Source organism: Marinomonas sp. 15G6-16 (assembly GCF_055809555.1).
In genome coordinates this window covers 379,171-403,937 of sequence record NZ_CM147916.1, presented here as the reverse complement: position 1 = coordinate 403,937, position 24,767 = coordinate 379,171, and the positions used below count along the sequence as shown (strand labels likewise).

The window sequence follows — 24,767 nt, the reverse complement described above, 5'->3', positions numbered from 1 at the left end:
GGTTTTAATCTTTTAAAGTTAAGCAAATAGGTTGATGATCGGACGCCATGGTTAAGGTGTTTACGTCAAAGGTTGTTATCTGATTGTGAAGTCCAGAGGAGCAAAGGAAGTAGTCTCGAACATGGGCGCCGTCTGGCCATAGGTCTGTATCAAAGACGCCACACGTTGGCTGACGTTGTGAAGAGTTGGTGTTTTTTAATGGGATTTCTGCCGCATCCAACCATGCCATTTCACTGGTCATTCTTGTGTATTTGGCGCTGTTCAAGTCAACATTAAGGTCGCCACATAATAAGACGTGCTGGCCTCTTTGGGCGAGGAGATAAGCATCATTGAGTTGAGAGGCTGGTGGCTTTTGGTGAGAGAGAATCTGATCTCGAAGCTTAGTGAGGTGCTCAATTTGCTGTGCCGACTCGAACTCTGAGTGATAAGCAAGGTGCGTGTTTAATAGGGTGATGCTGTTGCCTTTATAGGAAATGACGGCTTCAGCAATGGTTCTCGGAATTTGTATCGCGGGAGACACATAAGGGGCTGGTAACTGATGGATACGCTGATCTAAAAGTTTGCCTTGCTTTACGAGCGTTAGATTGCCGAATTCTTGGCACTTGCCATTGGCTAAAGGGCGACTAAAACCGGTTGACCAAACACTGTGGTAGCCTTCAAAAGCGTCTTCGAAAAGCTGTTTTTGGTCGTCGTCATTGTAGGCTTGTATGTTTCTAGAGACTTCCTGCAAGCAGATCACATCGAGCTCTCCAAACGCCTTAATGACATCGATAATTCGATGTATATTGAATACACCATCGCATCCTTTTGTGGATTGAATGTTCCAACTGAGTAAGCGCATTACTTTATCCCTGCATGCATAAATGACTGAATGAATTGACGCTGAAAGACGATAAACATGAGCAGAAGCGGCCCAATGGATATGAGGGTTCCAGCACAAATGATGGCCCAATCTACACCAGATTCTGGCGCACCAAAAATAGACAAACCAACGGTGAGTGGGCGGCTATTTTCTGTGTTTGTGGCGATTAAAGGCCATAAGAAATTATTCCAATGTGTGCTAATGGACACTAAGGCATAAGCCACATAAGTTGGCTTGGCAAGAGGCACATAGACTTTCCAAATGATTTGTAAAAGATTACATCCTTCCAGTTTTGCCGCATTTTCTAGGTCGATAGGAATGGTCTTAAAGCTTTGACGCAATAAGAAAATACCAAAGGCACTGGCAACGTAAGGAATCGCGACCGCAAAATAGGTATCAATGGCATGAAGTTGAGCTAAGGTTTGATAGTTCTCCACAATGAGTATTTCAGGTGTCACCATCAATTGCATAATGATCAGGCTAAAGACCAGTGCTCGTCCGTTGAATTGAATGCGAGCTAATGCGTAAGCGGCCAAAGTACAGACAATGAGTTGCCCCGCCAGTGTTAAAAGGCTGATGGCAAAAGTATTGAACATGTAGCTGACAAAAGGCGCTTGAGACCAAGCCTTTTTAAAGTTCCCTAGCTCCAATGGGGCAAACAAAGAAAAACTCGTTGTGTATTCGGAGCTATGAAAAGCCGCCCAAAAGGCGTACAGCAAAGGGAATATCCACAGAAATGCTAATACCAAAGCAATACTAGAAGATAAAAGAGTCAGTGTTTTATTCATTATCAATCTCGGTTGTTTGGTGGTTAATAGTGGATGCGACGTTCAATCACACCGAATTGTATGAGTGCCATCACAATCAATATCAGCAGCAGCACGACTGTCAGTGCGGATGCGTAGGCGGTATCGAAAAAGGCGAAAGAGTTCTCATAGATGTAATAAAGCAGGAGATTGGTGGCATTGTTCGGCCCACCTTTAGTGAGGATGAACAGGTGGTCAATCAGCTTGAACGAGTTTAATAGCGCGTTCACAAAGACAAACAGGGTTGTTGGCATAAGCAAAGGAAAAGTAATGCGTCGGAAAATGTATAAGCTTGAAGCATTCTCGGTTTTCGCGGCCTTATATAAATCTGGCGAGATGGTTTGTAGTGCAGCAAGATAGAAGATCATAAAGAATCCTGCTTCTTTCCAAATGGTCATGGTCATTAGGCTGTAAAGGGCGGTATCTGGATTGCCTAACCAATTCACACCAGACCAACCAAACCAGCCCAAGATGGCATTAAATAGACCAATTTCAGAACTATAAAAGAGCAACCAAATGTTAGCGACAGAGATCATTGGCAACATGGTTGGGGTAAAGAAGGAAAGTCGCATAAAGCCTGTGCCAGCGATTTTTCCATTCACCCAAAGTGCCATGATGAGAGCAAAAAATATAGAAGCAGGCACTGTGATCACAGCATACAGAGCACTGTTCTTTAAGACTTCCCAGAAAACGGGATCATCAAGTAAACGTGCATAGTTCTCGCTGCTAGCTAGGTCTCCCATTTGTACACCAAAGCCAAATACACTGCGCCAAAGGGTATTGCCTATAGGCAGATAGGTGAAGGCAACTAAAAGAATGAGCGCTGGTGCTAAAAGTAACCAAGCTTGAGCTTTATAGGTTTTAAACATAAGTCATTCCAATACGGGGCTAGTGCTAGCCCCGTTGTGTTCAGAATGTCATGTAACGCTAGTAAGTTTTAACGTTAGCAAGACTTCATAGTAACGAGAGTTAACGGTAACGAGATAGGATTCGATCCGCTTGTTTTTGCGCCGCTGTTAATGCTTCTTCGGCATCTTGCTGGCCATTTAGTACGGATTGAATCGCATCATCTAACAGCTTTCTGACACGACCTGATTGGTGTGTTGATAGCTCCGCTGTTGCGTATTTTAGTTGGTCACGAGCAACTGCCGCTGGTGGGAAAGACTCCACATACTTGGTCAACTCTTTCGTTTGATAAGCCGCAGGGCTGATGCCCATATAGCCTGTTTCTATGCTCCACTTCGCTGCTTGCTGTGGTGATGTCATAAATTTAACGAGCTTAAGAGCAGCTTGCTTTTCTTCTGCAGAAGCATTTTTAAACAGGTAGAAGTTACCGCCACCTGTTGGTGAACCTCGCTCTTCATCGGCTGGTAGCATTGCCACACCGAAGTCAAACTTAGCGGCGTTTTTTACAGCAGTTAGGTTACCTGTTGAATGCCACATGATGGCGGTTTTTTCTTCTAAGAAGTTTTGGCGCAAGGTTCCCCATTCAATCATTCCTTTTGGCATGATTTGATGCTTGTTGCCCAAGTCTTTCCAGAACTCTAATGCGGCAATGGCTTTAGGGTCATTGAAGTAGGTTTTGTTACCCGCTTGGTTCATTAGCTTATGACCTTTTTCTTTTGCCAGTGCGCCAAACATCCAATACGGATAACCTGTAGATGGGATCATTGCACCCCATTGTGTGACATTTCCATTGCTGTCTTTCTTGGTAAGCTTTTTACCCATTTCAACCAGCTCTTCCCAGCTGCTAGGGGCTTTGTTTGGATCAAGGCCAGCAGCACGGAACATGTCTTTGTTGTAGTACATGACAATGGTAGAGCGCTGGAAAGGAATACCGTAGGTTTTACCATCAACAATGCCATTTTCCATCAATGCTGGGTGAAAACTCTTTAGCCACTGACGCTCTTCAGACGTAGAGATCACATCATCAAAAGGCACAATGGCGTCTAGCCCCATTAGCTCATGCACATCAATGGAGAACATCACGGATAATTGCGCAGGCTTTCCGCTGTTTAGTGCCGCTAAAGCTTTTACTCGTGCATCGTTGTAGTTGCCCGCATAAATGGCTTTTACATCAATATCTGGGTTTTGGTGTTCAAAATCGTCAACAATAGAGTCAACGACTTTGGTTAAAGCGCCACCAACAGACACTGGGTAATACATGGTTAATTCTGTTTTAGCTTGTACAAGAGCCGAAAAACTCAGCCCTATCGCTCCTAAAGTAAGAAGTTTTTTAATGTTTGAACGCATTGCAGTAGCTCCTTTCAGGTTGATTTTAACGATGTTATAGACTGGCAATACGCTTGCCAGTGGATTTGGAAAACAGATGTTGCTCTTGCTCGGACCAATTAATGTTTAAGTGGCTTCCTTCTGTTAGTTGGTGTTTACCCATTAGGGACAGTTGAATATCTTTTGAGCCTTTAAATGGCCCCTCTATCACGTCGACATTGATAATGGTGGCCGCACCTTGGTAATCGCAGCTGTTGATCTTTGCCTTGTGACCAACTTCTTGAACTTCTATGTGCTCAGGTCTGACGCCGATGATATGTTCATGACCTGTCATCAGGTTCATTGGTGGATGACCAATAAAGCTGGCAACAAAGGTAGATTCAGGTGCTTGATAAAAGCTTTCTGGAGAGCCTTGTTGCTCAACTTTGCCTTGGTTAAGTAAGATGATTTTGTCTGCCATACTCATAGCTTCAATCTGGTCATGGGTGACGTACACCACAGTCAAACCTAACGACTTTTGCAGGTGACGTAATTCGTTACGCATTTCATTGCGCAGCTTTGTGTCTAGGTTTGAAAGGGGTTCGTCCATCAGACAAAGAGGGGCTTGAGAAGCAATACTTCTTGCCAGCGCCACCCGTTGGCATTGCCCACCAGAGAGCTGGCTAGGTTTTTTGTTAAGGTGTTCTTCTAAGCTCACTAACTCAATGGCGTGTTTTAGTCGCTTAATTTGTTCTTGCTTGTCCACACGGCGTGCTTTCAAGCCAAATAAGATGTTTTCCTTAACGGAGAGGTGTGGAAAAAGCGCGTACGACTGAAACACCATAGACAACTCACGCTTTCCTGGTGGAAGGTGAGTGATGTCTTTATTTCCAAGATGAATTTGACCCATTGTGGGCGATTCAAGACCCGCAATCATGTTCAAGGTAGTTGACTTTCCGCAACCGCTTGGGCCAAGCAAAGACAGAAATTCGCCTTGCTCTATGGTGAAATTGATATCGTCCACGACACAGTGATGAGCATATTCCTTGCTTAAATTAGTGATACTTAAAAAACTCATAATGCCCTCAGAGGTTCATCGTTTGATAACTCAACTTTCACACCTAATTGTTGGCAAAGTTGATTTAATTCATTGGATATTTGATCGGTGAAGAAGATGTCGATGCATTTCAAATGACTGCTTTTTACCGGCGCGCTGCGCTCGAATTTATGATGGTCTGCCACTAACAATCGTTGTTCACAATTTTCTAAAATGGCTTGGGACAGATGGGATTCTTCTGGAGAGAAGTCGAGTAAATCACCAGAATTAGAAATACCGCCTACGCCACAAATACCAAAATTGACCTGAAACTTTCGAAAGTAATGGGTGGCATCTTCTCCTACCACGTCCTGATCCGTGGCACGAATGCGGCCACCAACCATGTGTGTTTCGATATTGGGGTTCTCACATAAGGCAATGGCCGCATTTAGATTATTGGTAATCACCGTGAGTCCAGGATGATGGATAAGATGGCGAGCAATTTGTTCTGGCGTGGTGCCTATGCCCAAAAATATGCTGCAACCTTCCGGCAGATATTCAACCAGCTTGCTGGCGATCTCTTTCTTTTCTTCCAAGTGAATAATTTGTCGATTAGAAAAAGACAAATTATTGCTTTGTACAGGTAGGCAAATGCCGCCATGGATCCGTTTTACTAAAGCCAGCTCACTAAGCATATGTAGGTCTTTACGGATCGTTTGAACAGACACGTCAAAGTGTTCAGTGAGCTCTGCACTGGAAATTTTTCCACCATGACGTTTAAGTAAACTAAGAATCTCTTCTTGTCTTTCTGATATTTCTTCTATCATACGAAACCTTAAAGTGCGCTAAATCTTGTTGTTCGAAATAGTATTGGTTTCGTATGAAGGTTTGTTTACAGTTTCGTTGCATTTCTAATTAATGTTGGAATTTCTGTGTCGGATGAATATCTGGGCTAAATTGGCTGGTGTTATTGTTTATGAACGTATGAGGGAAAGGAGGTCGAGTTTGCTGGGCGCGCGCGATGTATTGGTTGGGAAAAATACGTCTAAGAAGTGGCTAACTTGTGCTAATAAAAAAAGGGCTTTATTGAATGAGATAAAGCCCTTTTAATGATTAATTGTCCTGACCACTGTGAGTGATAAAAGACAAAAGCTTGATTGGCACCTTTAAAAGTACTTCAGGTCCATGAGGGATGCCTGAGTCGAATGATAGAGAGTCGCCCTGTTCTAGGTGATAAAGCTTATTACCGTGACGGTACATAATCTCACCTTCTAATATGTAGATAAATTCCTGACCAGGGTGTGAAAAGGTCGGGAAGATTTCACTGGCATCATCCATTGTGATTAAAAAAGGTTCGACCAGTTGAGTTTCGCCTCTTGTGTAATTCAACAAGTGATATGTATGGCCTTTTTCTGTTCCTCTTCGAACCACCTCCATTCCTTGACCAGACTTTGTATGCTGTGCATCGCCTTCAGGGCGGTCATAGTCTGCAAAGAGCTGTGAAATAGACAGACCGATCGCATCACAGAGTCGACCTAACGTGTCTAAGCTGGTGGACACTTGCGCATTTTCTATTTTACTCACCATTCCTTGGCTCAACTTCGCAATTCTTGCGACGTCTGCAATCTTTAAATCTTGTGCCATGCGTTTACGCTTTACCTGCATCGCAATGTAATCTTCCAGTCGTAAGCGCGGTGACCCAGTACGCTCATGACTTATTTCGCCCTTTTTGAGGGCTTGTATGTGCCTAGATGGTGCATCTTTTTTCATTTGAAGGGGCCTTATCATTTCCTTTGTCTAATTATAGCAGATTTACTTTTTCCGAATCCCTTGAATTTAGTGACTTAATTCCTATCAGGAAAAATAAATTCCTTTCAGTTAATTTATTGGCAAGCGTTTTGCTTTCTTTAAGAGAATAATACTTTCCCTACGAGAAATACATTAGGTAAGTAGAAATTACTTAACTTTCGTAATTCTTATAGGTTGTGGAACTTACTTAGGAGACATGCAATGCAAGCCAATGAAGTAGAAAACTTTTTGAAAGACAATCAGATTAAATACGTTTTAGCTCAGTTTGTGGACATCCACGGTGTTGCGAAGACGAAATCTGTTCCGGCAAAAAATATTTTTGATGTGGTGAATACAGGTGCTGGTTTCGCTGGTTTCGCTGTATCGGGTCTTGCTATGGAACCACATGGCCCAGACTTTTTAGCACGAGGCGACCTTTCTACTTTAAGCATTGTTCCTTGGCAGCCAGGTTACGCTCGCATGGCGTGTGACGGCTACGTAAACGGTGAGCAACATCCATATTGTTCTCGTGTTGTATTGAAAAAACAACTGAAGCGTTTAGACGAAAAAGGTTGGACGCTGAACACAGGTTTAGAGCCTGAGTTCTATCTGTTTAAAAAAGGTGAGCGTGGTGAATTATTGCCAGTAGACAGCTCGGATACCTTGGCGAAGCCATGTTATGACTATAAAGGCTTGTCTCGTTCTCGTACTTTCCTTGAGCGCCTTGTGGAATCGCTTCAAGCGGTTGATTTTGATGTTTACCAAATTGACCACGAAGATGCTAACGGCCAATTTGAAATCAATTACACCTACGGCGATGCATTGGAATCAGCTGACCGCTTTACTTTTGTACGTATGGCCGCTGGTGAAATTGCGAACGACATGGGAATGATTTGTTCCTTCATGCCAAAACCTGCTGCAGATAAAACAGGTAATGGTATGCACTTCCATTTATCCATCACAGATGAATCTGGTAAGAATTTATTCAACGATGACAGCGATAAGCATGGAATGGGCTTGTCGAAAATGGCTTATCACTTTACCGCTGGTATTCTGGCACACGCTAAGGCGATTTGTGCGTTTGCCGCTCCAACCGTTAACTCTTACAAGCGTCTTGTCGTAGGCGGCAACAGCTCTGGTGCAACATGGGCGCCTGCTTACGAATGTTACGGCGATAACAACCGTTCTGCTTTGGTTCGTGTTCCTTATGGTCGTTTGGAGTTCCGCCTCCCTGATTCTGGTTGTAACCCATATTTAGTACACGCTGCTCTTATTGCCGCTGGCATGGATGGCATTGAGCGTGAGCTGGATCCAGGCGAGCCAATGAACATCAACTTATACGATCTTTCCCTAGAAGAAATCATTGCGAAAAACATTTCTATTCTGCCTCAAAACTTGGGCGATGCCTTGGATGAGCTAGAAAAAGACACAGTGTTTGTTGAAGCAATGGGAAGTGACATTGTTGCCGAGTTCTTAAATGTGAAGCGTGCAGAGTGGGGTGAATACCAGCGCCATGTTTCTGATTGGGAAGTGGCGAAATACGCAGAGTTTTTCTAATCATCATCTTTTTACAGCAATTAAATTGAATAGAGGTTTCGCCCATGTGTGGAATAGTAGGTCTTTATCTTAAAAATGATAAATATGAGAACAAATTAGGTGAGCTGTTTGAGCCTATGCTGATTGCCATGACGGATCGTGGTCCAGACAGTGCTGGCTTTGCTATTTACGGTGATGATGTTACCGGTGATTGGGTGAAGTTTACGTTAAGACACCCAAAGGAAGATTACGATTGGGCTGGTCTAACTGAGTCCTTAACTGGCGCTTTAGGTTGCGCTATTGAATGGATGCAAAACGCCAATGTTGCTGTGCTTAAACTGGAAGCAAGCGAAGCGAGCGTAAGAGAGTGGCTAGGCGCTAATGCATCAGACGTGTTGATTTTAAGTGCGGGCCAATCCATTGAGATCTTAAAAGAAGTAGGTTTGCCTGAAAACATTACTTCTAAGTTCAGCTTAAGCCGCATGAAAGGCAGCCACATTATTGGTCACACTCGTATGGCGACTGAATCCGCTGTGACGATGGAAGGTAGTCACCCTTTCTCAACTGGTTCTGACCTTTGCCTTGTTCACAACGGTTCACTATCGAACCACAACCGTTTGCGTGATCGTCTAAAGCGTGAAGGCATTACTTTTGAAACAGAGAACGATTCTGAAGTGGCTGCGGGTTATTTAACGTGGCGTTTGAACAATGGCGACTCTTTGCAGACAGCTTTGGAAAATGCGTTAAAAGACCTAGATGGCTTCTTTACTTTCACCATTGGTACAAAAGACGGCTTTGCCGTAATGCGCGATCCTATTGCCTGTAAACCAGCGGTTTTGGCTGAAACGGAAGACTATGTTGCCATGGCATCAGAGTATCAAGCTTTAGCCTCTTTACCTGGTATTGAGAACGCGACTGTCTGGGAACCAGAGCCAGCGACATTTTACATCTGGGAACGCAAGTAATAGGAGAGCAAAGAATGAAAGAATTTGATTTGGCTACAACCTCGGTTCGTGAACTTAACCAAGCTCTCCATGAGCAAGCGTCAACATTGACAGAAAAGGATTGGACGGTGACTAACCCAAAGGGCAGTCACAACCTTGCGGTGGGTTTGGATGCACCGGTGAATGTGGCGATTCAAGGACATGCTGGTTATTTTTGTGCTGGTATGAACAAGTCAGCCAATGTCACGGTGCATGGTAACGCAGGTCAAGGCGTTGCAGAAAACATGATGTCTGGTGTGGTTCGAGTGAAAGGCGATGCGTCGCAAGCGGCGGGTGCTACTGCTCAAGGCGGTTTGTTGGTGATTGAAGGTAATGCTGGTGCACGCTGTGGTATTTCAATGAAAGGCGTGGACATTGTTGTAAAAGGAAGTGTCGGTCACATGAGTTGTTTCATGGGACAGTCAGGTTCTTTAGTTGTGTGCGGTGACGCGGGTGAAGCGTTAGGTGACTCACTGTATGAAGTACATATTTATGTGAAAGGTACGGTGAAATCTCTAGGCGCTGATTGTATCGAAAAAGAAATGCGCCCAGAGCACGTTGAAGAGTTAAGCGGATTGCTTGCTAAAGCCGGTGTGGAAGAAGACGTTGCTTCTTTTAAACGCTATGGATCAGCGCGTCAGCTTTACACATTTAAAGTGGATAACGCATCAGCATACTAAGTTTACGAGGTTAGAATCATGAGTAATGACAGCAAAAGAAATGACAGCCTAAAAGAATCCGCTACTTTCGACCGTGCCACTATGGCAGAAATCCGCAGAGCAGCAGATACCGGCATTTACGATATCCGTGGTTTTGGTGCAAAACGCAAAGTCCCTCATTTTGATGACTTATTGTTTTTGGGTGCCAGTATGTCTCGTTATCCATTAGAAGGTTATCGAGAAACCTGTAATACCTCTGTGGTACTAGGTGATCGCTTCGCGAAAAAACCAATTAAATTAGACATTCCTGTAACCATTGCGGGCATGAGTTTTGGTGCCTTATCTGCCAATGCGAAAGAAGCTTTGGGTCGAGGTGCTTCTATTGCAGGAACATCCACAACGACTGGTGACGGCGGTATGACGCCAGAAGAGCGCGGTCAGTCAAAACACCTTGTTTATCAATACTTGCCTTCTCGTTATGGCATGAACCCAGACGATTTGCGCAAAGCCGATGCCATTGAAGTGGTATTAGGACAAGGCGCAAAACCAGGTGGCGGCGGTATGTTGCTTGGTCAAAAAATCACCGATCGTGTTGCGCAAATGCGTAACCTACCAAAAGGTATTGACCAGCGTTCTGCTTGTCGTCACCCAGATTGGACAGGTCCAGATGACTTGGCGATCAAGATTCAAGAGCTTCGTGAGATTACAGATTGGCAGGTGCCGATTTACATCAAAGTAGGTGCAACTCGTACTTATTATGATGTGAAATTGGCGGTAAAAGCCGGAGCTGATGTCATTGTTGTTGACGGTATGCAAGGCGGTACAGCGGCCACTCAAGATGTGTTTATCGAACACGTTGGTATTCCAACTATGGCAGCGATTCCTCAAGCGGTTCAAGCCTTACAAGAAATGGGCATGCATCGTAAAGTTCAGTTGATTGTATCGGGTGGTATCCGTAACGGTGCAGACGTAGCGAAATGTATGGCGTTGGGCGCTGATGCGGTTGCAATTGGTACAGCGGCTTTGGTTGCGCTTGGTTGTAATGATCCAAGATGGGAAGAAGACTACCAGAAAATTGGCTCAGCGGCTGGCTTCTACGACGATTACCAAGAAGGCAAAGACCCTGCTGGTATTTCGACTCAAGACCCTGAACTGATGAAGCGTCTTGACCCTGTTGCAGCGGGTAATCGCTTAGCGAACTACTTACGAGTATTGACTCTAGAAGCGCAAACTTTGGCTCGTGCATGTGGTAAAAACGACTTACGCAACTTGGAGCCAGAAGATCTTGTGGCACTCAATGTGGAAGCCGCAGCCATGGCTCGTGTGCCATTAGCGGGTACGACTTGGATTCCTGGTCAACAGTACTAAGTTCGGTCAATAAAGTGTTATTCAGCCATGCTTAATGTGTGGCTTTTTTAATTGTAGAGCGTCTATATCGCGCATTTAATTTTTTAGTAGAGGTGTTTTATGGGAGATATGGTCATTGAGGTGAGTTACGCCTTAGACACGTTTTATTTCTTAATGTGTACTGCTTTGGTTATGTGGATGGCAGCAGGCTTTGCCATGTTGGAAGCAGGTCTGGTTAGGGGTAAAAATACCGTTGAGATTTTGAACAAAAATGCTCTTTTATATGGTGTTGCGTGTTTTGTTTACTTGGTAGTGGGTTACAACGTCATGTACCCAGCTAATCCAGTTAGTGCTTACATTCCAGGTCTAGATTTCTTCTTAGGTGGAGACAATAGCGTAGCGGATGTGACTTCTGGAGAAGGTGCGCCATATTACTCAACAATGGCTGATTTTATTTTCCAAGCCGTGTTTGCTGCAGCCACTATGTCGATTGTTTCTGGTGCCGTTGCTGAACGTATGCGCTTATGGCCATTCCTTGTGTTTGCCGTAGTCATGGTTGCTGTTATTTATCCGGTAGAAGGTTACTGGAAGTGGGGCGGTGGGTTCTTAGATCAATTGGGTTTCCAAGATTTCGCAGGTTCTGTGGTGGTTCATATGGTCGGTGCTGCAGCCGCATTAGCAGCTGTGCTTATGGTTGGACCGCGTAAAGGGCGATACGGAAAAAATGGCGAAGTACGCGCTATTCCAGGAGCAAACTTACCTTTAGCAACTCTTGGTATGTTTATTCTTTGGATGGGGTGGTTCGGCTTCAATGGTGGTTCTGAGTTAAAAATCTCTAATGTGGAAGAAGCGAATGCTGTTGCAAAGATCTTCGTTAATACCAATGCGGCTGCCGCAGCGGGTATGATCGTTGCTGCATTATTGGCTCGAGCATTGTTTGGCAAAACAGACTTAACAATGACAATTAACGGTGCATTAGCAGGTCTTGTTGCAATTACCGCAGAGCCATTAGCACCTTCAGCAACTGTTGCTTCTTTAGTCGGTGCAATTGGTGGTGTTGTGGTTGTTTTCTCTGTCTTGTTGTTGGATAAGCTGAAAATAGATGATCCTGTAGGCGCGATTTCAGTTCATGGTGCTGCTGGCATCTGGGGAATTTTCGCTGTGTTGATTTCCAATGACGATGCCACTTTCATGGGACAACTGATTGGTACTGTTTGTACCTTTGTTTGGATGTTCAGCGCTACTTTGGTTTCTTTGTGGGTTATTAAGAAAGTGATGGGACTTCGAGTCAGCGAAGAAGAAGAGCTTGAAGGCATGGATATGCACGAATGTGGTATGCACGCTTACCCAGAGTTTGGTCAAGAGACCAAATAGTAGTGTTTATATAAAGACTACTATTATGTTGCGCCCCCCTAAGTGCAACAAACAATGAAAGCCCCGTTTAGGGGCTTTTTTGTATTTAATTTAAAGGATGGGGCTCTCAATAATCATAGCTATTCAGCGACTAACATCAGTTTCACTTTAAGAAGCGTAAGCTTTCGATCATCTCTCTTACTAAACTGAAATTTGTTATTAGTAACGGCATTTAAACGTTCAATGTAATAATCAAGAAGAGGGTCGTATCTGTTTGAATATATCCAAGAGTGGAACTTTTGGAGTTCATAGCTTAACTCTTTACTAATAGGTGAACTATGTCTGACATCAGAATTCCTCTTTAAATCAACAATATTAATTGATTGAAGATTTACTTTAATTTCTTCAATAGCAGGTAGGAGTGATTTTCTATATGAATCGGCCAAAAACGCAAGATTAGCATCGGTCACTTCTGCTTCAAAAATCATAATCAGGTCTTCAATTTCACCATTATAATACTCGTTATCTAATCGCTTTTTTGATTCAACTTTAAGAACATAGAGTTGTTCTAGAGGATCGGCTTTAGTCTCAATGATTTGATTTGAAAGAGCAGTTCGATATTCTTTAAATAAGCTCTGTATCTTGTCAGCGATTATATTGAGGTAATTGTATCGGATAGTAAGAAACTCAATGAGCTCACTTATGTGAAGATGTAATGCTAGATCATCTTGGTCAATCTCTCTGCTGTATAAATGAACGGTTAAGTCGGAGTGATTGATATGACTCTCAAAGGGCCAGCTGGCGAACCGCTTTGATTCGTTTATTCTTAGGTCGGTAGGATGAGCGCCAAAACAAGCTCTTATTGTTTTAAAATAGCGATCATCATCTTGCTCAAATATGCGTTTTTGAAAGCACTTCTTGTCACCTTTGAAGGGGTCGGTTTTCTCATTCACGAATACTCTGTGCAGCTGTTTAACAGACTCAGAAATAAGATCGATAGAAGATATGAAAGAATAGAGCTGCATGCATTTAACATCTATATTTGAATGGAATTCAGGTGCATTCTCCAAATGTCGAACTGATACGCTAATCCAATCCATACAAGAGCAGACAAGGTGGAAAAGGTTTTTTCCATCTTTGTCTTTGAATATCTGATAAACGAATTGTGAATTAGAGTTAACTAAATCTCTAAAATCAGAGATTTTGTCATCATTTATGATCCCTTTCATTTCAACTCCATATATCAATCCTAGAATTGGACTAAATTACCATAAAATAACGATAGTTCATCAATATGGTGTTTCGAACCATCAACTCAGTTATATCCTGAGTATGATAGATTATTGAGGTAACTGATTGGTACTGCTTGTATATTTTGGGGATATTCAGCACTATTTTGAGTTTATAGTATGGCCAGTAGCATTTAATTTAATCTCTGTAAAATAGATAAAAAAGGGAGCCGAAGCTCCCAGAGGCGAACATTTTGTTTAGCTGGCTTTTGTTATGTCTTGCTCATTCCAGTTGTCATAAACGCAGCAATGCTGAGTTGACCAACGAACATATACTTCACTGCCAGGCGCAATCTCGGAATGTTCTCTGGCTACTATTTTCCCCATAATACGTTGTCCCGATGAAGTGATAAGTGAACAGGTGTAGCTTTCTCCAAGGAAGACTGTTTCTTCAACCGTTGCGCTAATCTGATTAATATCACTTGCTAATGGCTCTTGTTCTGCTTGCTCTTTCGATAATACATAGATGTTTTCTGGGCGAATCATGACTAACGCATCAGCTTGATCTGGAATCGGTGTGGCTGGTTTTTTTAGTTTTAATGTTTGTTGTTCGAACTGCGCTTCGGTCTCTGAAACTATTTTAACTTTTAAGAAGTTGGAGTTTCCTAAAAATGACGCCACAAAAGCGTTAGGAGGAGTGTTGTACAAGTCTTTTCCTGAGCCTAATCCAATAATTTCGCCTTCCTTGAAGATAGCAATTCGCTCAGATAATCGCATGGCTTCATCTTGATCATGGGTGACATAAATGATTGTAATGCCAAGTCGCTTATGAATTTGACGTAACTCATCTTGTAGGTCTTCTCGCAGCTTTTTGTCTAAAGCGCCTAATGGTTCATCCATTAGTAGAATTTCAGGTTCATAAACAAGTGCGCGAGCAATAGCGACACGTTGCTTTTGACCGCCTGAAAGCATGCTAGGTCGGCGATCAGCAAAGTCGGTTAGCTGTACCAGTTTTAAGATGTCGTCTACTTTTTTATCTCGTTCTTGTTTTGGAACCTTGCGAATATCCAAAGGAAAGCCAATGTTGTCCCGAACATTCATATGTGGAAATAAAGAGTAATGCTGGAAAACCATGCCAATGCCACGCTTGTGGGATGGCACCTCGATTAATGATTTATCATTAAGACGTATTTCTCCTGATGTGGGTGTTTCAAATCCTGCAATCATAGAAAGTGTCGTGCTTTTCCCTGAACCACTGGATCCTAAGAAGGTGAGAAACTCTCCTTTTTCTATATCAAGGTTGATGTGGTTGACGGCAGTGAACTCTCCGTACTCTTTGTTAAGTTGTTTTAGCGTAACCAATGCGGATGAATTTTGCTGAGTTAACATAGATAAAAAGCTCCTAAGCGTTAAGCCTGTTGGCTACGCTTCTGTAAAGTATTTGAGACAAGCATGATCAATATAGAAAGAAGAATAAGTAGGGTAGAAGCCACTGCGATGACAGGAGTCAGGTCCTGACGTAAGGTAGACCACATTTTTACAGGTAGAGTTTGCAACTCTGGGCTGGCCATCATGACGCTGATGACGACTTCGTCCCAAGACACTAGAAACGCAAATAAAGCACCTGAAAAAATGCCTGGTTTGATGGTCGGAAAAGTAACCTTAAAAATGGCGTACAGTCGGTTTGCACCGCAAATCACGGCTGCGTCTTCAATGGATTTATCAAATAACTTTAATGAGTTAATGATAGAGATGATTGCGAAAGGTAAAGCCACAATGACATGACTAATGATAAAGGCGACCAAGGTACCAGTTAGGCCTAAACTGAGAAACATGCTGTAGGTGGCAACAGCAATGATCACCACTGGGACTATCATGGGCAGAGTGAACAAACTGTACAGGTAATCACGTCCGGCAAATTTCCCTCTTACTAAGGCAAACGATGCAGGTAATGCAATCAATGTCGCTAAAATAGAAGTAATAAGAGCGACTTGTAAGCTAGTGAGAGCGGATTCAATCCATTGAGGGTTTTCAAAAAAGCGTTCATACCATTTTGTCGTCCAATGTGGTGGAGGGAATACTAACCATTGAGAAGAACCGAACGAAAGTGCAACGATAAAAAATATAGGTAATGCTAAAAATGACGCAATAGCCCCTGTGATGAAGTAAAGAGTGGACTTAAGTTTCCAACCCATCGACTGTTGAGTTAATAACATACTAGTCTCCTGTGTTAGATGAAGTTGGAGAATCGGTTTGGATTTTTAGATAGATATAGAACATCACTAAGGTCACCAAAATAAGAATAGAAGCTGAGGCGCTTGCAATTCCCCAATTTAAAAAGTTTTGAATTTGCTGAACAATGAACTCAGGAAGCATCATGTTGCTAACTCCCCCTAGCAATGCTGGTGTCACGTAATAACCGAGGGACATCACGAAAACCATTAACGCTCCAGAGAAAATTCCTGGTTTGCATAAAGGGATGAAAACACGGAAAAAGACTGTTCTAGCAGGTGCGCCACAAACGGATGCGGCTTGCAAAATCATTGGGTCAATAGTGCTCATAGAAGCTTGTAGCGGTAAGACGACAAACGGAATCATTATATAAGTCATGCCAATAATGACGCCGGCTAGGTTATGCACTAGTTCAAGAGGCTGGTCTATGATGCCTATCCCCATAAGTACTTTATTCAGGACGCCTGAAGACTGCAGTAATACTAACCATGAGTAGGTACGAGCTAATAAGCTAGTCCACATTGAAAGCAGAACAATATTCAGTAGCAATCTTCCCCATCCTTTTGGAAAAAGGGTTATGCACCATGCAAGAGGGAAACCTAATAAAATGGCAAACAGTGTCACTAGAGTGGCCACTAAGAATGTATTCCCAAGGACCTGTATGTAGGTTGATGTCGCGAGGAGTTCTGAAAAGTTGCCTAATCCTAACGAGGGTTCAGTCACACTTTTAATGAGTAACCCAATTAAGGGGATGAGAAAAAAAATCCCTAAAAAAAGCAAAATAGGTAAGAGAAGCAAAATACCTTTTGGCTTACGATGAGAAGTACTTAAAAACATAGTTTTTACCTTTAAAGACACTGAGCAATCGCTTGCTCAGTGTTTAATTAAAATGGAAAGGGGTAAATCACTGTGTTATTTCAGTAACCAGTTGTTCCAGCGAGTACTGATCTCTTGGCCATGCTCTGCCCAATATTTGTAGTCTAAGGAAACTTGGTCTTCTGAGTAGCTTGTAGGAAGGTAAGCATTAATACCTTGATCGATGAGCTCGCTACTTTGAGTGTTAATAGGGGAGTAAGCCGTCATGGTTGCAAAGTCAGCTTGTCCTTGTGCGCTTGTTGAGTAAGCTAAGAACTTCATCGCAGCATCTTTGTTTTTTGCGCCTTTAGGAATGACTAAGAAGTCTGACATGACGAGATTATTTTCCCAGCTTACGCCAATAGGAAGACCATCTTCTTGTAATGAGAAAACACGCCCGTTCCAAAACATACCCATTGATGCTTCACCAGAAGCCAGTAATTGTTGTGATTGAGCACCACCACCCCACCAAATGATTTTATCTTTAATTGAGTCTAGCTTTGTGAAGGCTCGATCTAGATCAAGAGGGTAGAGTTCGTCGGCTTTTACTCCGTCAGCAATAAGTGCCATTTCAAGAACACCAGGGCTTGGCCATTTATACAGAGCACGTTTTCCAGGGTAGTTTTCTAAATCAAATAATTGTTCCCAAGAAGTAGGTTCACCAGATATTTGACTTTTGTTGTAGGCGAGAATGAAAGAGAAATAGAAAGAGCCGATACCATAATCAGATACGAACCTAGGATCGATATGGGTAGTGTCAATGATGGAAAAGTCTAATGGTTCAAGTAGCCCTTCACTTGCAGCACGATAAGCAAAATCAGCTTCAACATCTACAAGATCCCATTGAACGTTACCGCTCTCAACCATGGCTTTTAGCTTGCCGTAATCTGTTGGGCCATCTTGTATTACTTTTATGTCTGTACTAGCTGTAAAAGGCATCGCCCATGCTTGTTGTTGCGCTTCTTGAGTGGAGCCGCCCCAACTTACAAAGTTCATTGACTCGTTTGCATGAATTGCTGTTGCCGTAATGCTAATAGCGAACGCTAGAATGCCACTTTTAAATCGTTTGTTCATTTTTATGTTCCTTTTACTTTTTAATTATGGATAGCTTTTCGTCTTTTTAGTCTCTTTCTATCAGTGATTTTTATTGGTTAAAAAACACACTAGAGATCTACCATATTATGGTATTCCATAATATGGTCAAGCTGCTTTTACACTTTTTTCATATCGTGTGGATTTATTCACAAGTAAAAAGTTGATGTTGCGATTGATGAGCAACAAGCGGAATTTGGCAAAAAACCAAGCAAAAGAAGGCAGGTAGCGAGAGGGTAAAGGAAAAAAAGAAGCAGGTAGGTAAAGCGGTAATATAACGACTGCACAGAGGCAAGCCGTTATAAAAAAATTAAATTTGAGGAAGGCCTTTTAGAATAAGTACGGTGGCATTACTACAAGAAAGGCGATGCTGTCGGGCATGTTGGTAGGCGTCAGAGTGATAGCAAGCCAAAGCCGTCTCATAACTGTCAAATTCAAATACAACAGCACGAGTGGGCGTAGGGTTTGCTCCCTCTAACACAGTAAAGTCCTCTCCGCGGGAAAGCATGCGAGCGCCAAATGCACTTAAGGCAGAAGGAGCTTCAGCAAGGTACGCCTCGTATTGGTCGATATTTTCAACTTGGACATGTGCAATCCAATAACCTTTCATCTTGACCTCCTAAATATTATTCATTGGGTTCTAATAAACCTTTTTCCGTTAATAATGCTCGCGCTATACGGAAGCATTCAACGCCCTGTGGAACACCACAATAGATTGCAATGGTATGCAGAATAGCGCGTATTTCTTCAACGCTTACGCCATTATTGATGGCGCCATTTAAGTGAAGCTCCCATTCTTCCATTTTGCCTAATGCTGCAATCATGGTTAAGTTCATCATCGAGCGAGTTTTGGCATCGATCGTTTCATCGCCCCATCCGAATCCCCAACACCATTCTGTCATCGCTTCTTGAAAGGGAAGGTTAAACGCGTCTGCTTTTTTTAGGTTGCGCTCAACATACTCATTACCAAGGGTTGCTTTGCGCTTTGAAAGGCCTAATTCAAATCGTTCTTTGTTCATACATCGTTTCCTTTATCTATGTGTGTCGCTATTTCATAGGCTTCGCGTAAATGGCGCTCGCATATTTCTACAGCGGCTTCAGGGTTGTGTTCCTCAAGAGCCTTAACCATGTCGTATAGATCTTTTGGACCCGCTGTTTTTCGGCCTCGAGCACTTAGAGTGAATGCTCTTAAACGAGATATTCTGGAATTCAACTGCTCAACCAATACCCATGCAACATGCTTTTCGGCGGTTTTGAAAATGAGTTCGTAGAAACTTGTTGTGAGTTTTAGAGCATTTTTAATGTCATCTTTTTGAAGGTGTAGTGCAATTTCATCATGCAATCTATAAAGCTCAGTAATGATTTCAGGGGTAATGACTTCGCTACAAGCTTTAACAGCGGTGCTTTCTAATAAAGCACGAATTTCATATATTTCACGAGCTTCTGAGTCACTGATAGAGGCGACAACAAATCCTGAATTAGGAATACCTTTTACCAATCTCTCACTTTCCAAATGTCGAATGCATTCCCGTACAACCGTTCGGCTTACTCCCATGGTTTCGCATAAGTTTCGTTCAACCAAGCGCGTGCCTGGTTTTAATGAGTTACTTGTAATGGCATCTCGTAATGTTGTTAGTGCGGTTTCCTTGAGGGTTTTTGGGCGTTCAACCTTTTGCATTAGATTATTTGTCCTTTTTCTAAAAAAATATTTTTTCACATATTAGCACAATATTGGTTGAACTATAAAAGATAGTATGTTTATGTTTATATCATATGGTATACCATACTACAAAGTTAATTTATTCATCATTGTTGAGCTTTAGGAAATCGTTATGAGTTTAGAGATTCGAAAAATAGTCTGTTTTGAAGAAGAAACCTTAATTGAAGGATTCAAAGAAGCTGACAAACCTTTGCGCATGTTTGCTGCTGCTGCTGTGGTCAAAAATCCGTGGGCTGGTCGTTATGTTGAAGACTTAAGACCTTTAGTGCTGGAGTATGGCCCTCAGTTAGGCAAGTTGCTGACGGATCGTATTTGTGAAATAGCTGGTGGTGCAGAAAACATTGAAGCATTTGGTAAAGCGGCTGTAGTTGGTTTGGATGGTGAAATTGAGCACGCATCTGCTCTTATTCATACATTACATTTTGGCAATTTCTACCGTGAAGCTGTCGAAGCAAAATCTTTCTTATCTTTCTCTAACACTCGTGGCCCTGCAAATGCTGCTATCGCCGTTCCTATGATGGATAAAAATGATGGTGGCCGTCGATCTCACTATTTAACGCTGCAATTTAATATTTGTGATGCTCCAAGAGATGACGAAATTGTTGTGGTGTTAGGTGGTGCAACAGGTGGGCGACCTCATCACCGAATTGGTGATAGATATCAAGAGCTTAAGGAGTTAGGGCATGATATCGACAATCCCGCAGCGGTTTAAATCATCGCAAGGTTTAGCTTATGTGAAGATGGGGAATGGCCCGTCTCTGGTTCTAATTCATGGTGTTGGATTAAGGCTGGAAGCATGGTTAAACCAAATGAGTGTGTTGGCTGAGCATTTTACTGTTTATGCAGTAGATATGCCTGGTCATGGCGAAAGTGATCTTTTTCCAGAGTGCCAGAATATAAGTGATTACACTGATGTGTTGGCTCGTTGGATTGAGAGTGATGTCGTATTTCCTGTAGTGATTGCAGGGCATTCTATGGGGTCTATGATCGCGCTTAATTTTGCCATTCGTTACCCATCAAAATGTTCTGGTGTCATTGCGATGAACTCTGTGTTTCGTCGGTCAGAAAAGGCAAAAGAAGCTGTCCAGCACCGAGTGATGCAGATAAAAGAAAACATTACGAGTGAAAACATTACTGCACCTATAAAGCGTTGGTTTGATTTTCCATTAAAAGGTGAGGATGTCCAAAACGCTCAATTTTGTCGTGAGTGGTTGGAGCAAGCTTCGCTAGACGGTTATCGACAGGCTTATGAAGTATTTTGCTTGAACGACGGACCTGAAGATTCAGAGCTTCGAGCACTTAATGTTCCTGCTTTGTTTTTAACTGGCCGAGGAGACCCAAACTCGACAGCAGAAATGTCTGAAGCAATGGCAAAGCTTTGTCCAGAAGGCGAATGCTACCTTGTTGAAGGGGCTCGGCATATGGCTCCTATGACTCATTATCAAGAAATCAATTCAGCAATTGTTAAGTTTTTTCAACAGAGTATTAACTCTATAGAGGAAGTTTCCCATGAGTACGAATGATCCCCGAGCCTTACGTAATGCATTTGGTTCTTTTATGACCGGCATTACGGTCGTTACTGCGGTGAGTAAAACTGGAGAAAAAGTAGGGTTTACAGCCAATTCTTTTACATCAGTATCCATGGATCCTCCGCTTTTGCTGGTTTGCCCTGCGAATAAACTGTCTAGCTTTGACGTATTTGAGCAGTGTGAACACTTTGCTGTGAGCATTCTTGCAGAAGACCAACAGGATGTTTCCAATACTTTTGCTGGCTCGAAAGAGGATAGATTTGCACAAGTTGATTGGTTTGAAGATGAGTTTGGAACGCCACTGATTCGTGATGCCGTGACACACTTTTCATGTTCTGCATTTGAGAAAATATCAGCCGGTGATCATCTTATGCTGGTTGGCAAAGTAGAGTCATTTAATACAACTGAAAAGTTTGGTTTGGGTTATGCCAAAGGCGGTTACTTTAGCTTAGGAATGGAGCATAAAGCAGAAGAAATGGCTCATGGTAAATGTGCTCGTGTTGGTGGGCTCATTGAATCTTCAGACAAGTTGTTAGTGCAAAAAACAGCAGCAGGGTATCAGTTGCCGACCGTTGATGTTTCGGCGGATAAAGGGTCTCGGGCGTCTTTGGAGCAATTTATGCTTAATTTAGGCGGAGGCTATGAGATTGGTCAGGCATTTTCAGTGTATGAAAAAGCTCAAACTGGCAACTTTGTTGCTTTTTATCGGGTAGAACATGCTGAACAAACAGCACCGGAAGGGTATGAGTATGTTCCTTTAGGTGACTTGCCGAAGTTGTCGTTTGCTTCTGCAGACCTGACGTCCATGGTCAGTCGTTTTGTTAGCGAGAAGAAAAATGGTGTATTTCGTTTGTATTTTGGCAATGAAGTAGAAGGAGATGTTCGATGAAGTTTTCATTGTTCGCTCATATGGAGCGCGTTAACGAACAGCAACGTCAAGCTGAGCTTTATGAGGAGTTTTTATCTCTTTGTAAAATGGCGGACGAAGGTGGCATGACGACGATATGGACAGGTGAACATCATGGTATGGATTTTACTATTGCGCCTAACCCATTTTTAAATTTGATTGATATAGCGCACCAAACTAAAAATGTTCGACTGGGGACAGGTACGGTAGTCGCACCATTTTGGCACCCAATTAAGCTCGCTGGTGAAGCCGCAATGACAGATCTTGTCACTGGTGGCCGTTTGGAATTAGGCATTGCTCGCGGTGCTTATAGTTTTGAGTACGAACGTATGGTGCCTGGTGGCATTGACGCATGGCAAGCAGGTGAATGCTTAAGAGAAATGGTTCCTGCGATTAAAGGTTTGTGGAAAGGGGATTATGCTCAAGATAGTAAGCATTATAGCTTCCCTAAAACCACATCATCTCCAAAACCTTTGACTGAAGATGGCCCTCCAATTTGGGTTGCAGCTCGAGATATTAATAGTCATGAGTTTGCCGTGAGTCAGGATTGTAATGTGCAAGTTACCCCATTGTGGCAAGGCATCGAAGAAGTAGAGTCGCTTATTGAAAAATACAAAGAAGCTTGTACCAAGTACGATAAGCGCACCAAGATCATGATTCTACAGCATGCTTATGTTTCAAATGATGAAGCAGAGTTGGCGCAAGCGGCTCGTAAACTGCATGAGTTTTACTGCTACTTTGGTGCTTGGTTCAAAAATGAACGTCCGATTAATCAAGGTTTAATTGAAGCGTTGAGCCAAGAAGAAATAGACAATCACCCATTTTATAAGCGTGATGCTATTCGTAAGGATTTGATGATAGGCACGTCAAAACAAATCATCGAACGTCTGAAATATTATGAAGATCTAGGCTATGACGAATTTTCTTATTGGAGTGATTCAAGTATGAGCCGAGTTGAAAAAGAAGCTTCACTGCGCCGATTCATTGACGAAGTGATGCCCGCATTTAACTAAAAATTTAGAGAAGTCAGTCGTATGTCAAAACTAACATTACCTCACTACTCCCTTTTTATTGATAATGAGTGGGTTGAAGGCGCTGCAGGCAATGTAATGCCAACAATAAATCCAGCCACAGGTGAAAAGTGGGCGACGTTTGCCTGCGCTGAGCCAGAAGATGTGGATCGAGCTGTGAAAGCCGCTCGTCGTGCGTTATCAGATCCTGAATGGGCAGGGTTGAGTGCAACCGCCCGTGGCCAATTAATGTGTAAGTTGGCAGATCAATTAGAGCTGAACTCTCAAGCATTGGGTGCAGTCGAAACAACGGACAGCGGGAAGTTAGCAGCAGAAACGCAATCTCAAGCTAAATATGTTGCGAATTATTACCGTTATTACGCTGGTTTGGCCGATAAGATAGAAGGGCATACGTTTCCTATTGATAAGCCTGATATGCATGTCTTTACTAAGCCTGAACCTATTGGGGTCGTTGCTGCGGTTGTGCCGTGGAATGCTCAAATGTTTTTGACAGCGACAAAACTTGCTCCAGCATTAGCGGCAGGTTGCAGTGTAATTATTAAAGCATCTGAAATTGCCCCTGCTGCTATTTTGGAATTTGCTAAGTTGATACAAGCAGCTGGCTTTCCTAAAGGCGTGGTTTCAGTAATTACAGGTGACGCTAAAGGCTGTGCGATACCTCTAACATCTCATCCAGATATAGACAGGCTTGCATTTACGGGTGGCCCTGAAACGGCGAAGCATGTTGTTCGTAACACAGCGAATAATTTTGCGGTCACTTCTCTCGAATTGGGAGGAAAATCGCCCATTCTTGTTTTTAATGATGCCAATTTAGAAAGTGCGGTTAACGGTATTATTGCCGGTAATTTTGGGGCGTCTGGGCAATCTTGTGTCGCTGGTTCTCGAGTTTATGTTCAGCGTGATTTTTACCCTATCTTGCGTGACAAACTGTTAGAGCGAACCGCTCAGATCTGTGTTGGCGACCCTCTTGATTCCACTTCTCACATTGGGCCGTTATGTACATTGGCTCAGGTAGAGACCATAGAAGCCGCGCTGGCTAAAGCGGTTGAGCAAGGAGGCAAGATTTTAATGGGCGGAACTCGTTTACCTGAGTTGGGTTCAGACTACTATTTTGCTCCGACGATTGTGGAATGTCCTAACCATGATGTTGAAACCTTGCACGTTGAGATGTTTGGTCCAGTTTTATCAATAGCCTGCTTTGATACAGAGGAAGAAGCCATTGCCTTAGCTAATGATTCTGAATTTGGTCTAGGGTCTGGATTATTTACCGAGAACCTTTCTAAAGCTTTACGCGTGTCGCAAAAAATTCAGTCTGGTATTTGTTGGGTGAATACTTATCGAGCTGTGTCTTACATGGCACCTTTTGGCGGTGTAAACCAATCTGGTTATGGTCGTGAGGCTGGTATTCAAGCGATTCAAGACTATATACGAGTACGAACCACCTGGATTAGTACGTCAAGTGAACCTATGTCTAACCCATTTGTTATGCGTTAGATAATTCCAAATTCAGCTTCATTAATCGTTTTCAATGTTGTCTAGGTGATGTAGGCATCACCTAGAGTGCATTGTTGTTATTTCAATAAAGCATTTG

Annotated in this window: 25 protein-coding genes; 10 read left to right on the top strand and 15 right to left on the bottom strand. The window is 42.8% G+C overall.

Features of this window, described 5'->3' with window-relative positions; genetic code table 11:
* Positions 1 to 4: 4 nt before the first annotated feature.
* The 7 genes from AC0L46_RS01905 to AC0L46_RS01875 all read right to left on the bottom strand — a co-directional run bounded on the left by AC0L46_RS01905 (position 5) and on the right by AC0L46_RS01875 (position 6,685).
* Positions 5 to 841, bottom strand: coding sequence for an endonuclease/exonuclease/phosphatase family protein (locus AC0L46_RS01905; protein WP_473505357.1), 837 nt, complete (start codon positions 839 to 841; stop codon positions 5 to 7).
* Positions 841 to 1,650: a carbohydrate ABC transporter permease gene (locus AC0L46_RS01900; protein WP_414681989.1), complete on the bottom strand. Its 810-nt coding sequence runs from the start codon at positions 1,648 to 1,650 to the stop codon at positions 841 to 843. Before AC0L46_RS01900 ends, AC0L46_RS01905 begins: the two co-directional genes overlap by 1 nt.
* A 23-nt stretch (positions 1,651 to 1,673) precedes the next feature.
* Complete coding sequence (locus AC0L46_RS01895) at positions 1,674 to 2,537, bottom strand: carbohydrate ABC transporter permease (RefSeq protein WP_414681990.1); 864 nt, start codon at positions 2,535 to 2,537, stop codon at positions 1,674 to 1,676.
* A 100-nt stretch (positions 2,538 to 2,637) separates the two neighbouring features.
* Complete coding sequence (locus tag AC0L46_RS01890) at positions 2,638 to 3,921, bottom strand: ABC transporter substrate-binding protein (protein ID WP_473505354.1); 1,284 nt, start codon at positions 3,919 to 3,921, stop codon at positions 2,638 to 2,640.
* Positions 3,922 to 3,955: 34 nt separating this feature from the next.
* Positions 3,956 to 4,957, bottom strand: a complete 1,002-nt coding sequence (locus AC0L46_RS01885) for an ABC transporter ATP-binding protein (RefSeq protein WP_473505352.1) — start codon at positions 4,955 to 4,957, stop codon at positions 3,956 to 3,958.
* Positions 4,954 to 5,742: a DeoR/GlpR family DNA-binding transcription regulator gene (locus AC0L46_RS01880; protein ID WP_473505350.1), complete on the bottom strand. Its 789-nt coding sequence runs from the start codon at positions 5,740 to 5,742 to the stop codon at positions 4,954 to 4,956. Before AC0L46_RS01880 ends, AC0L46_RS01885 begins: the two co-directional genes overlap by 4 nt.
* 286 nt (positions 5,743 to 6,028) lie before the next feature.
* A complete protein-coding gene (locus tag AC0L46_RS01875) occupies positions 6,029 to 6,685 on the bottom strand; it encodes a helix-turn-helix domain-containing protein (RefSeq protein ID WP_414681994.1) in 657 nt (218 codons plus the stop codon).
* A 240-nt stretch (positions 6,686 to 6,925) separates the two neighbouring features.
* On the opposite strand from AC0L46_RS01875, the gene glnT reads away from it, so the two are divergent.
* The 5 genes from glnT to AC0L46_RS01850 all read left to right on the top strand — a co-directional run bounded on the left by glnT (position 6,926) and on the right by AC0L46_RS01850 (position 12,602).
* A complete protein-coding gene (gene glnT / locus AC0L46_RS01870; protein ID WP_414681995.1) occupies positions 6,926 to 8,260 on the top strand; it encodes a type III glutamate--ammonia ligase in 1,335 nt (444 codons plus the stop codon).
* Positions 8,261 to 8,304: 44 nt separating this feature from the next.
* Positions 8,305 to 9,204 (top strand): class II glutamine amidotransferase, encoded by a 900-nt coding sequence (locus AC0L46_RS01865; protein WP_414681996.1) that lies wholly within the window; start codon positions 8,305 to 8,307, stop codon positions 9,202 to 9,204.
* 14 nt (positions 9,205 to 9,218) lie between these two features.
* Positions 9,219 to 9,902 carry a GltB/FmdC/FwdC-like GXGXG domain-containing protein gene (locus AC0L46_RS01860; protein ID WP_317004203.1) on the top strand — a complete coding sequence of 228 codons (684 nt, stop codon included), beginning with the start codon at positions 9,219 to 9,221 and terminating at the stop codon, positions 9,900 to 9,902.
* 18 nt (positions 9,903 to 9,920) lie between these two features.
* Positions 9,921 to 11,249 carry an FMN-binding glutamate synthase family protein gene (locus AC0L46_RS01855; RefSeq protein WP_414681998.1) on the top strand — a complete coding sequence of 443 codons (1,329 nt, stop codon included), beginning with the start codon at positions 9,921 to 9,923 and terminating at the stop codon, positions 11,247 to 11,249.
* A 99-nt stretch (positions 11,250 to 11,348) separates the two neighbouring features.
* Positions 11,349 to 12,602: an ammonium transporter gene (locus tag AC0L46_RS01850; protein ID WP_473505347.1), complete on the top strand. Its 1,254-nt coding sequence runs from the start codon at positions 11,349 to 11,351 to the stop codon at positions 12,600 to 12,602.
* Positions 12,603 to 12,721: 119 nt separating this feature from the next.
* Here the strand turns inward: AC0L46_RS01850 and AC0L46_RS01845 are convergent, their stop codons facing one another.
* The 8 genes from AC0L46_RS01845 to AC0L46_RS01810 form a co-directional block, all read right to left on the bottom strand.
* Positions 12,722 to 13,810, bottom strand: coding sequence for a hypothetical protein (locus tag AC0L46_RS01845; RefSeq protein WP_473505345.1), 1,089 nt, complete (start codon positions 13,808 to 13,810; stop codon positions 12,722 to 12,724).
* 258 nt (positions 13,811 to 14,068) lie between these two features.
* Entirely contained in the window at positions 14,069 to 15,199 is a 1,131-nt protein-coding gene (locus AC0L46_RS01840) for an ABC transporter ATP-binding protein (protein ID WP_473505343.1), read from the bottom strand.
* A 20-nt stretch (positions 15,200 to 15,219) separates the two neighbouring features.
* Positions 15,220 to 16,026 carry an ABC transporter permease gene (locus tag AC0L46_RS01835; RefSeq protein ID WP_473505341.1) on the bottom strand — a complete coding sequence of 269 codons (807 nt, stop codon included), beginning with the start codon at positions 16,024 to 16,026 and terminating at the stop codon, positions 15,220 to 15,222.
* A gap of 1 nt (position 16,027) precedes the next feature.
* Entirely contained in the window at positions 16,028 to 16,879 is an 852-nt protein-coding gene (locus AC0L46_RS01830; RefSeq protein ID WP_473505339.1) for an ABC transporter permease, read from the bottom strand.
* Between the two features lie 75 nt (positions 16,880 to 16,954).
* Positions 16,955 to 17,971, bottom strand: coding sequence for an ABC transporter substrate-binding protein (locus tag AC0L46_RS01825; RefSeq protein WP_473505337.1), 1,017 nt, complete (start codon positions 17,969 to 17,971; stop codon positions 16,955 to 16,957).
* A gap of 328 nt (positions 17,972 to 18,299) precedes the next feature.
* Positions 18,300 to 18,599, bottom strand: coding sequence for a DUF1330 domain-containing protein (locus AC0L46_RS01820; protein WP_414682005.1), 300 nt, complete (start codon positions 18,597 to 18,599; stop codon positions 18,300 to 18,302).
* 16 nt (positions 18,600 to 18,615) lie between these two features.
* The gene (locus tag AC0L46_RS01815) at positions 18,616 to 19,008 is read right to left on the bottom strand and encodes a carboxymuconolactone decarboxylase family protein (RefSeq protein WP_414682006.1); all 393 of its coding nucleotides are present in this window, start codon (positions 19,006 to 19,008) and stop codon (positions 18,616 to 18,618) included.
* Positions 19,005 to 19,667 (bottom strand): GntR family transcriptional regulator, encoded by a 663-nt coding sequence (locus tag AC0L46_RS01810; protein ID WP_414682007.1) that lies wholly within the window; start codon positions 19,665 to 19,667, stop codon positions 19,005 to 19,007. Before AC0L46_RS01810 ends, AC0L46_RS01815 begins: the two co-directional genes overlap by 4 nt.
* 154 nt (positions 19,668 to 19,821) lie before the next feature.
* On the opposite strand from AC0L46_RS01810, the gene AC0L46_RS01805 reads away from it, so the two are divergent.
* The 5 genes from AC0L46_RS01805 to AC0L46_RS01785 are packed head-to-tail and all read left to right on the top strand — an operon-like array spanning position 19,822 to position 24,670.
* Complete coding sequence (locus tag AC0L46_RS01805) at positions 19,822 to 20,421, top strand: amino acid synthesis family protein (RefSeq protein WP_414682008.1); 600 nt, start codon at positions 19,822 to 19,824, stop codon at positions 20,419 to 20,421.
* Positions 20,393 to 21,232: an alpha/beta fold hydrolase gene (locus AC0L46_RS01800; protein WP_473505333.1), complete on the top strand. Its 840-nt coding sequence runs from the start codon at positions 20,393 to 20,395 to the stop codon at positions 21,230 to 21,232. The genes AC0L46_RS01805 and AC0L46_RS01800 overlap by 29 nt, the downstream gene beginning before the upstream one ends.
* A complete protein-coding gene (locus AC0L46_RS01795; protein ID WP_473505331.1) occupies positions 21,219 to 22,127 on the top strand; it encodes a flavin reductase family protein in 909 nt (302 codons plus the stop codon). The genes AC0L46_RS01800 and AC0L46_RS01795 overlap by 14 nt, the downstream gene beginning before the upstream one ends.
* Positions 22,124 to 23,158, top strand: a complete 1,035-nt coding sequence (locus tag AC0L46_RS01790) for an LLM class flavin-dependent oxidoreductase (protein WP_414682011.1) — start codon at positions 22,124 to 22,126, stop codon at positions 23,156 to 23,158. Before AC0L46_RS01795 ends, AC0L46_RS01790 begins: the two co-directional genes overlap by 4 nt.
* 21 nt (positions 23,159 to 23,179) lie before the next feature.
* Complete coding sequence (locus AC0L46_RS01785) at positions 23,180 to 24,670, top strand: aldehyde dehydrogenase (RefSeq protein WP_473505328.1); 1,491 nt, start codon at positions 23,180 to 23,182, stop codon at positions 24,668 to 24,670.
* The last annotated feature ends 97 nt before the right edge of the window (positions 24,671 to 24,767 follow it).

What these genes read in the sequence shown, in the direction of transcription:
- AC0L46_RS01825 (WP_473505337.1), bottom strand. Translation starts at nt 17,971, where the DNA reads ATGAACAAACGATTTAAAAGTGGCATTCTAGCGTTCGCTATTAGCATT.
- AC0L46_RS01875 (WP_414681994.1), bottom strand. Translation starts at nt 6,685, where the DNA reads ATGAAAAAAGATGCACCATCTAGGCACATACAAGCCCTCAAAAAGGGC.
- AC0L46_RS01860 (WP_317004203.1), top strand. Translation starts at nt 9,219, where the DNA reads ATGAAAGAATTTGATTTGGCTACAACCTCGGTTCGTGAACTTAACCAA.
- AC0L46_RS01795 (WP_473505331.1), top strand. Translation starts at nt 21,219, where the DNA reads ATGAGTACGAATGATCCCCGAGCCTTACGTAATGCATTTGGTTCTTTT.
- AC0L46_RS01900 (WP_414681989.1), bottom strand. Translation starts at nt 1,650, where the DNA reads ATGAATAAAACACTGACTCTTTTATCTTCTAGTATTGCTTTGGTATTA.
- AC0L46_RS01810 (WP_414682007.1), bottom strand. Translation starts at nt 19,667, where the DNA reads ATGCAAAAGGTTGAACGCCCAAAAACCCTCAAGGAAACCGCACTAACA.
- AC0L46_RS01895 (WP_414681990.1), bottom strand. Translation starts at nt 2,537, where the DNA reads ATGTTTAAAACCTATAAAGCTCAAGCTTGGTTACTTTTAGCACCAGCG.
- AC0L46_RS01840 (WP_473505343.1), bottom strand. Translation starts at nt 15,199, where the DNA reads ATGTTAACTCAGCAAAATTCATCCGCATTGGTTACGCTAAAACAACTT.
- AC0L46_RS01865 (WP_414681996.1), top strand. Translation starts at nt 8,305, where the DNA reads ATGTGTGGAATAGTAGGTCTTTATCTTAAAAATGATAAATATGAGAAC.
- AC0L46_RS01815 (WP_414682006.1), bottom strand. Translation starts at nt 19,008, where the DNA reads ATGAACAAAGAACGATTTGAATTAGGCCTTTCAAAGCGCAAAGCAACC.
- AC0L46_RS01805 (WP_414682008.1), top strand. Translation starts at nt 19,822, where the DNA reads ATGAGTTTAGAGATTCGAAAAATAGTCTGTTTTGAAGAAGAAACCTTA.
- AC0L46_RS01800 (WP_473505333.1), top strand. Translation starts at nt 20,393, where the DNA reads ATGATATCGACAATCCCGCAGCGGTTTAAATCATCGCAAGGTTTAGCT.
- AC0L46_RS01890 (WP_473505354.1), bottom strand. Translation starts at nt 3,921, where the DNA reads ATGCGTTCAAACATTAAAAAACTTCTTACTTTAGGAGCGATAGGGCTG.
- AC0L46_RS01850 (WP_473505347.1), top strand. Translation starts at nt 11,349, where the DNA reads ATGGGAGATATGGTCATTGAGGTGAGTTACGCCTTAGACACGTTTTAT.
- AC0L46_RS01855 (WP_414681998.1), top strand. Translation starts at nt 9,921, where the DNA reads ATGAGTAATGACAGCAAAAGAAATGACAGCCTAAAAGAATCCGCTACT.
- AC0L46_RS01835 (WP_473505341.1), bottom strand. Translation starts at nt 16,026, where the DNA reads ATGTTATTAACTCAACAGTCGATGGGTTGGAAACTTAAGTCCACTCTT.
- AC0L46_RS01790 (WP_414682011.1), top strand. Translation starts at nt 22,124, where the DNA reads ATGAAGTTTTCATTGTTCGCTCATATGGAGCGCGTTAACGAACAGCAA.
- AC0L46_RS01885 (WP_473505352.1), bottom strand. Translation starts at nt 4,957, where the DNA reads ATGAGTTTTTTAAGTATCACTAATTTAAGCAAGGAATATGCTCATCAC.
- AC0L46_RS01905 (WP_473505357.1), bottom strand. Translation starts at nt 841, where the DNA reads ATGCGCTTACTCAGTTGGAACATTCAATCCACAAAAGGATGCGATGGT.
- AC0L46_RS01845 (WP_473505345.1), bottom strand. Translation starts at nt 13,810, where the DNA reads ATGAAAGGGATCATAAATGATGACAAAATCTCTGATTTTAGAGATTTA.
- AC0L46_RS01785 (WP_473505328.1), top strand. Translation starts at nt 23,180, where the DNA reads ATGTCAAAACTAACATTACCTCACTACTCCCTTTTTATTGATAATGAG.
- glnT (WP_414681995.1), top strand. Translation starts at nt 6,926, where the DNA reads ATGCAAGCCAATGAAGTAGAAAACTTTTTGAAAGACAATCAGATTAAA.
- AC0L46_RS01880 (WP_473505350.1), bottom strand. Translation starts at nt 5,742, where the DNA reads ATGATAGAAGAAATATCAGAAAGACAAGAAGAGATTCTTAGTTTACTT.
- AC0L46_RS01820 (WP_414682005.1), bottom strand. Translation starts at nt 18,599, where the DNA reads ATGAAAGGTTATTGGATTGCACATGTCCAAGTTGAAAATATCGACCAA.
- AC0L46_RS01830 (WP_473505339.1), bottom strand. Translation starts at nt 16,879, where the DNA reads ATGTTTTTAAGTACTTCTCATCGTAAGCCAAAAGGTATTTTGCTTCTC.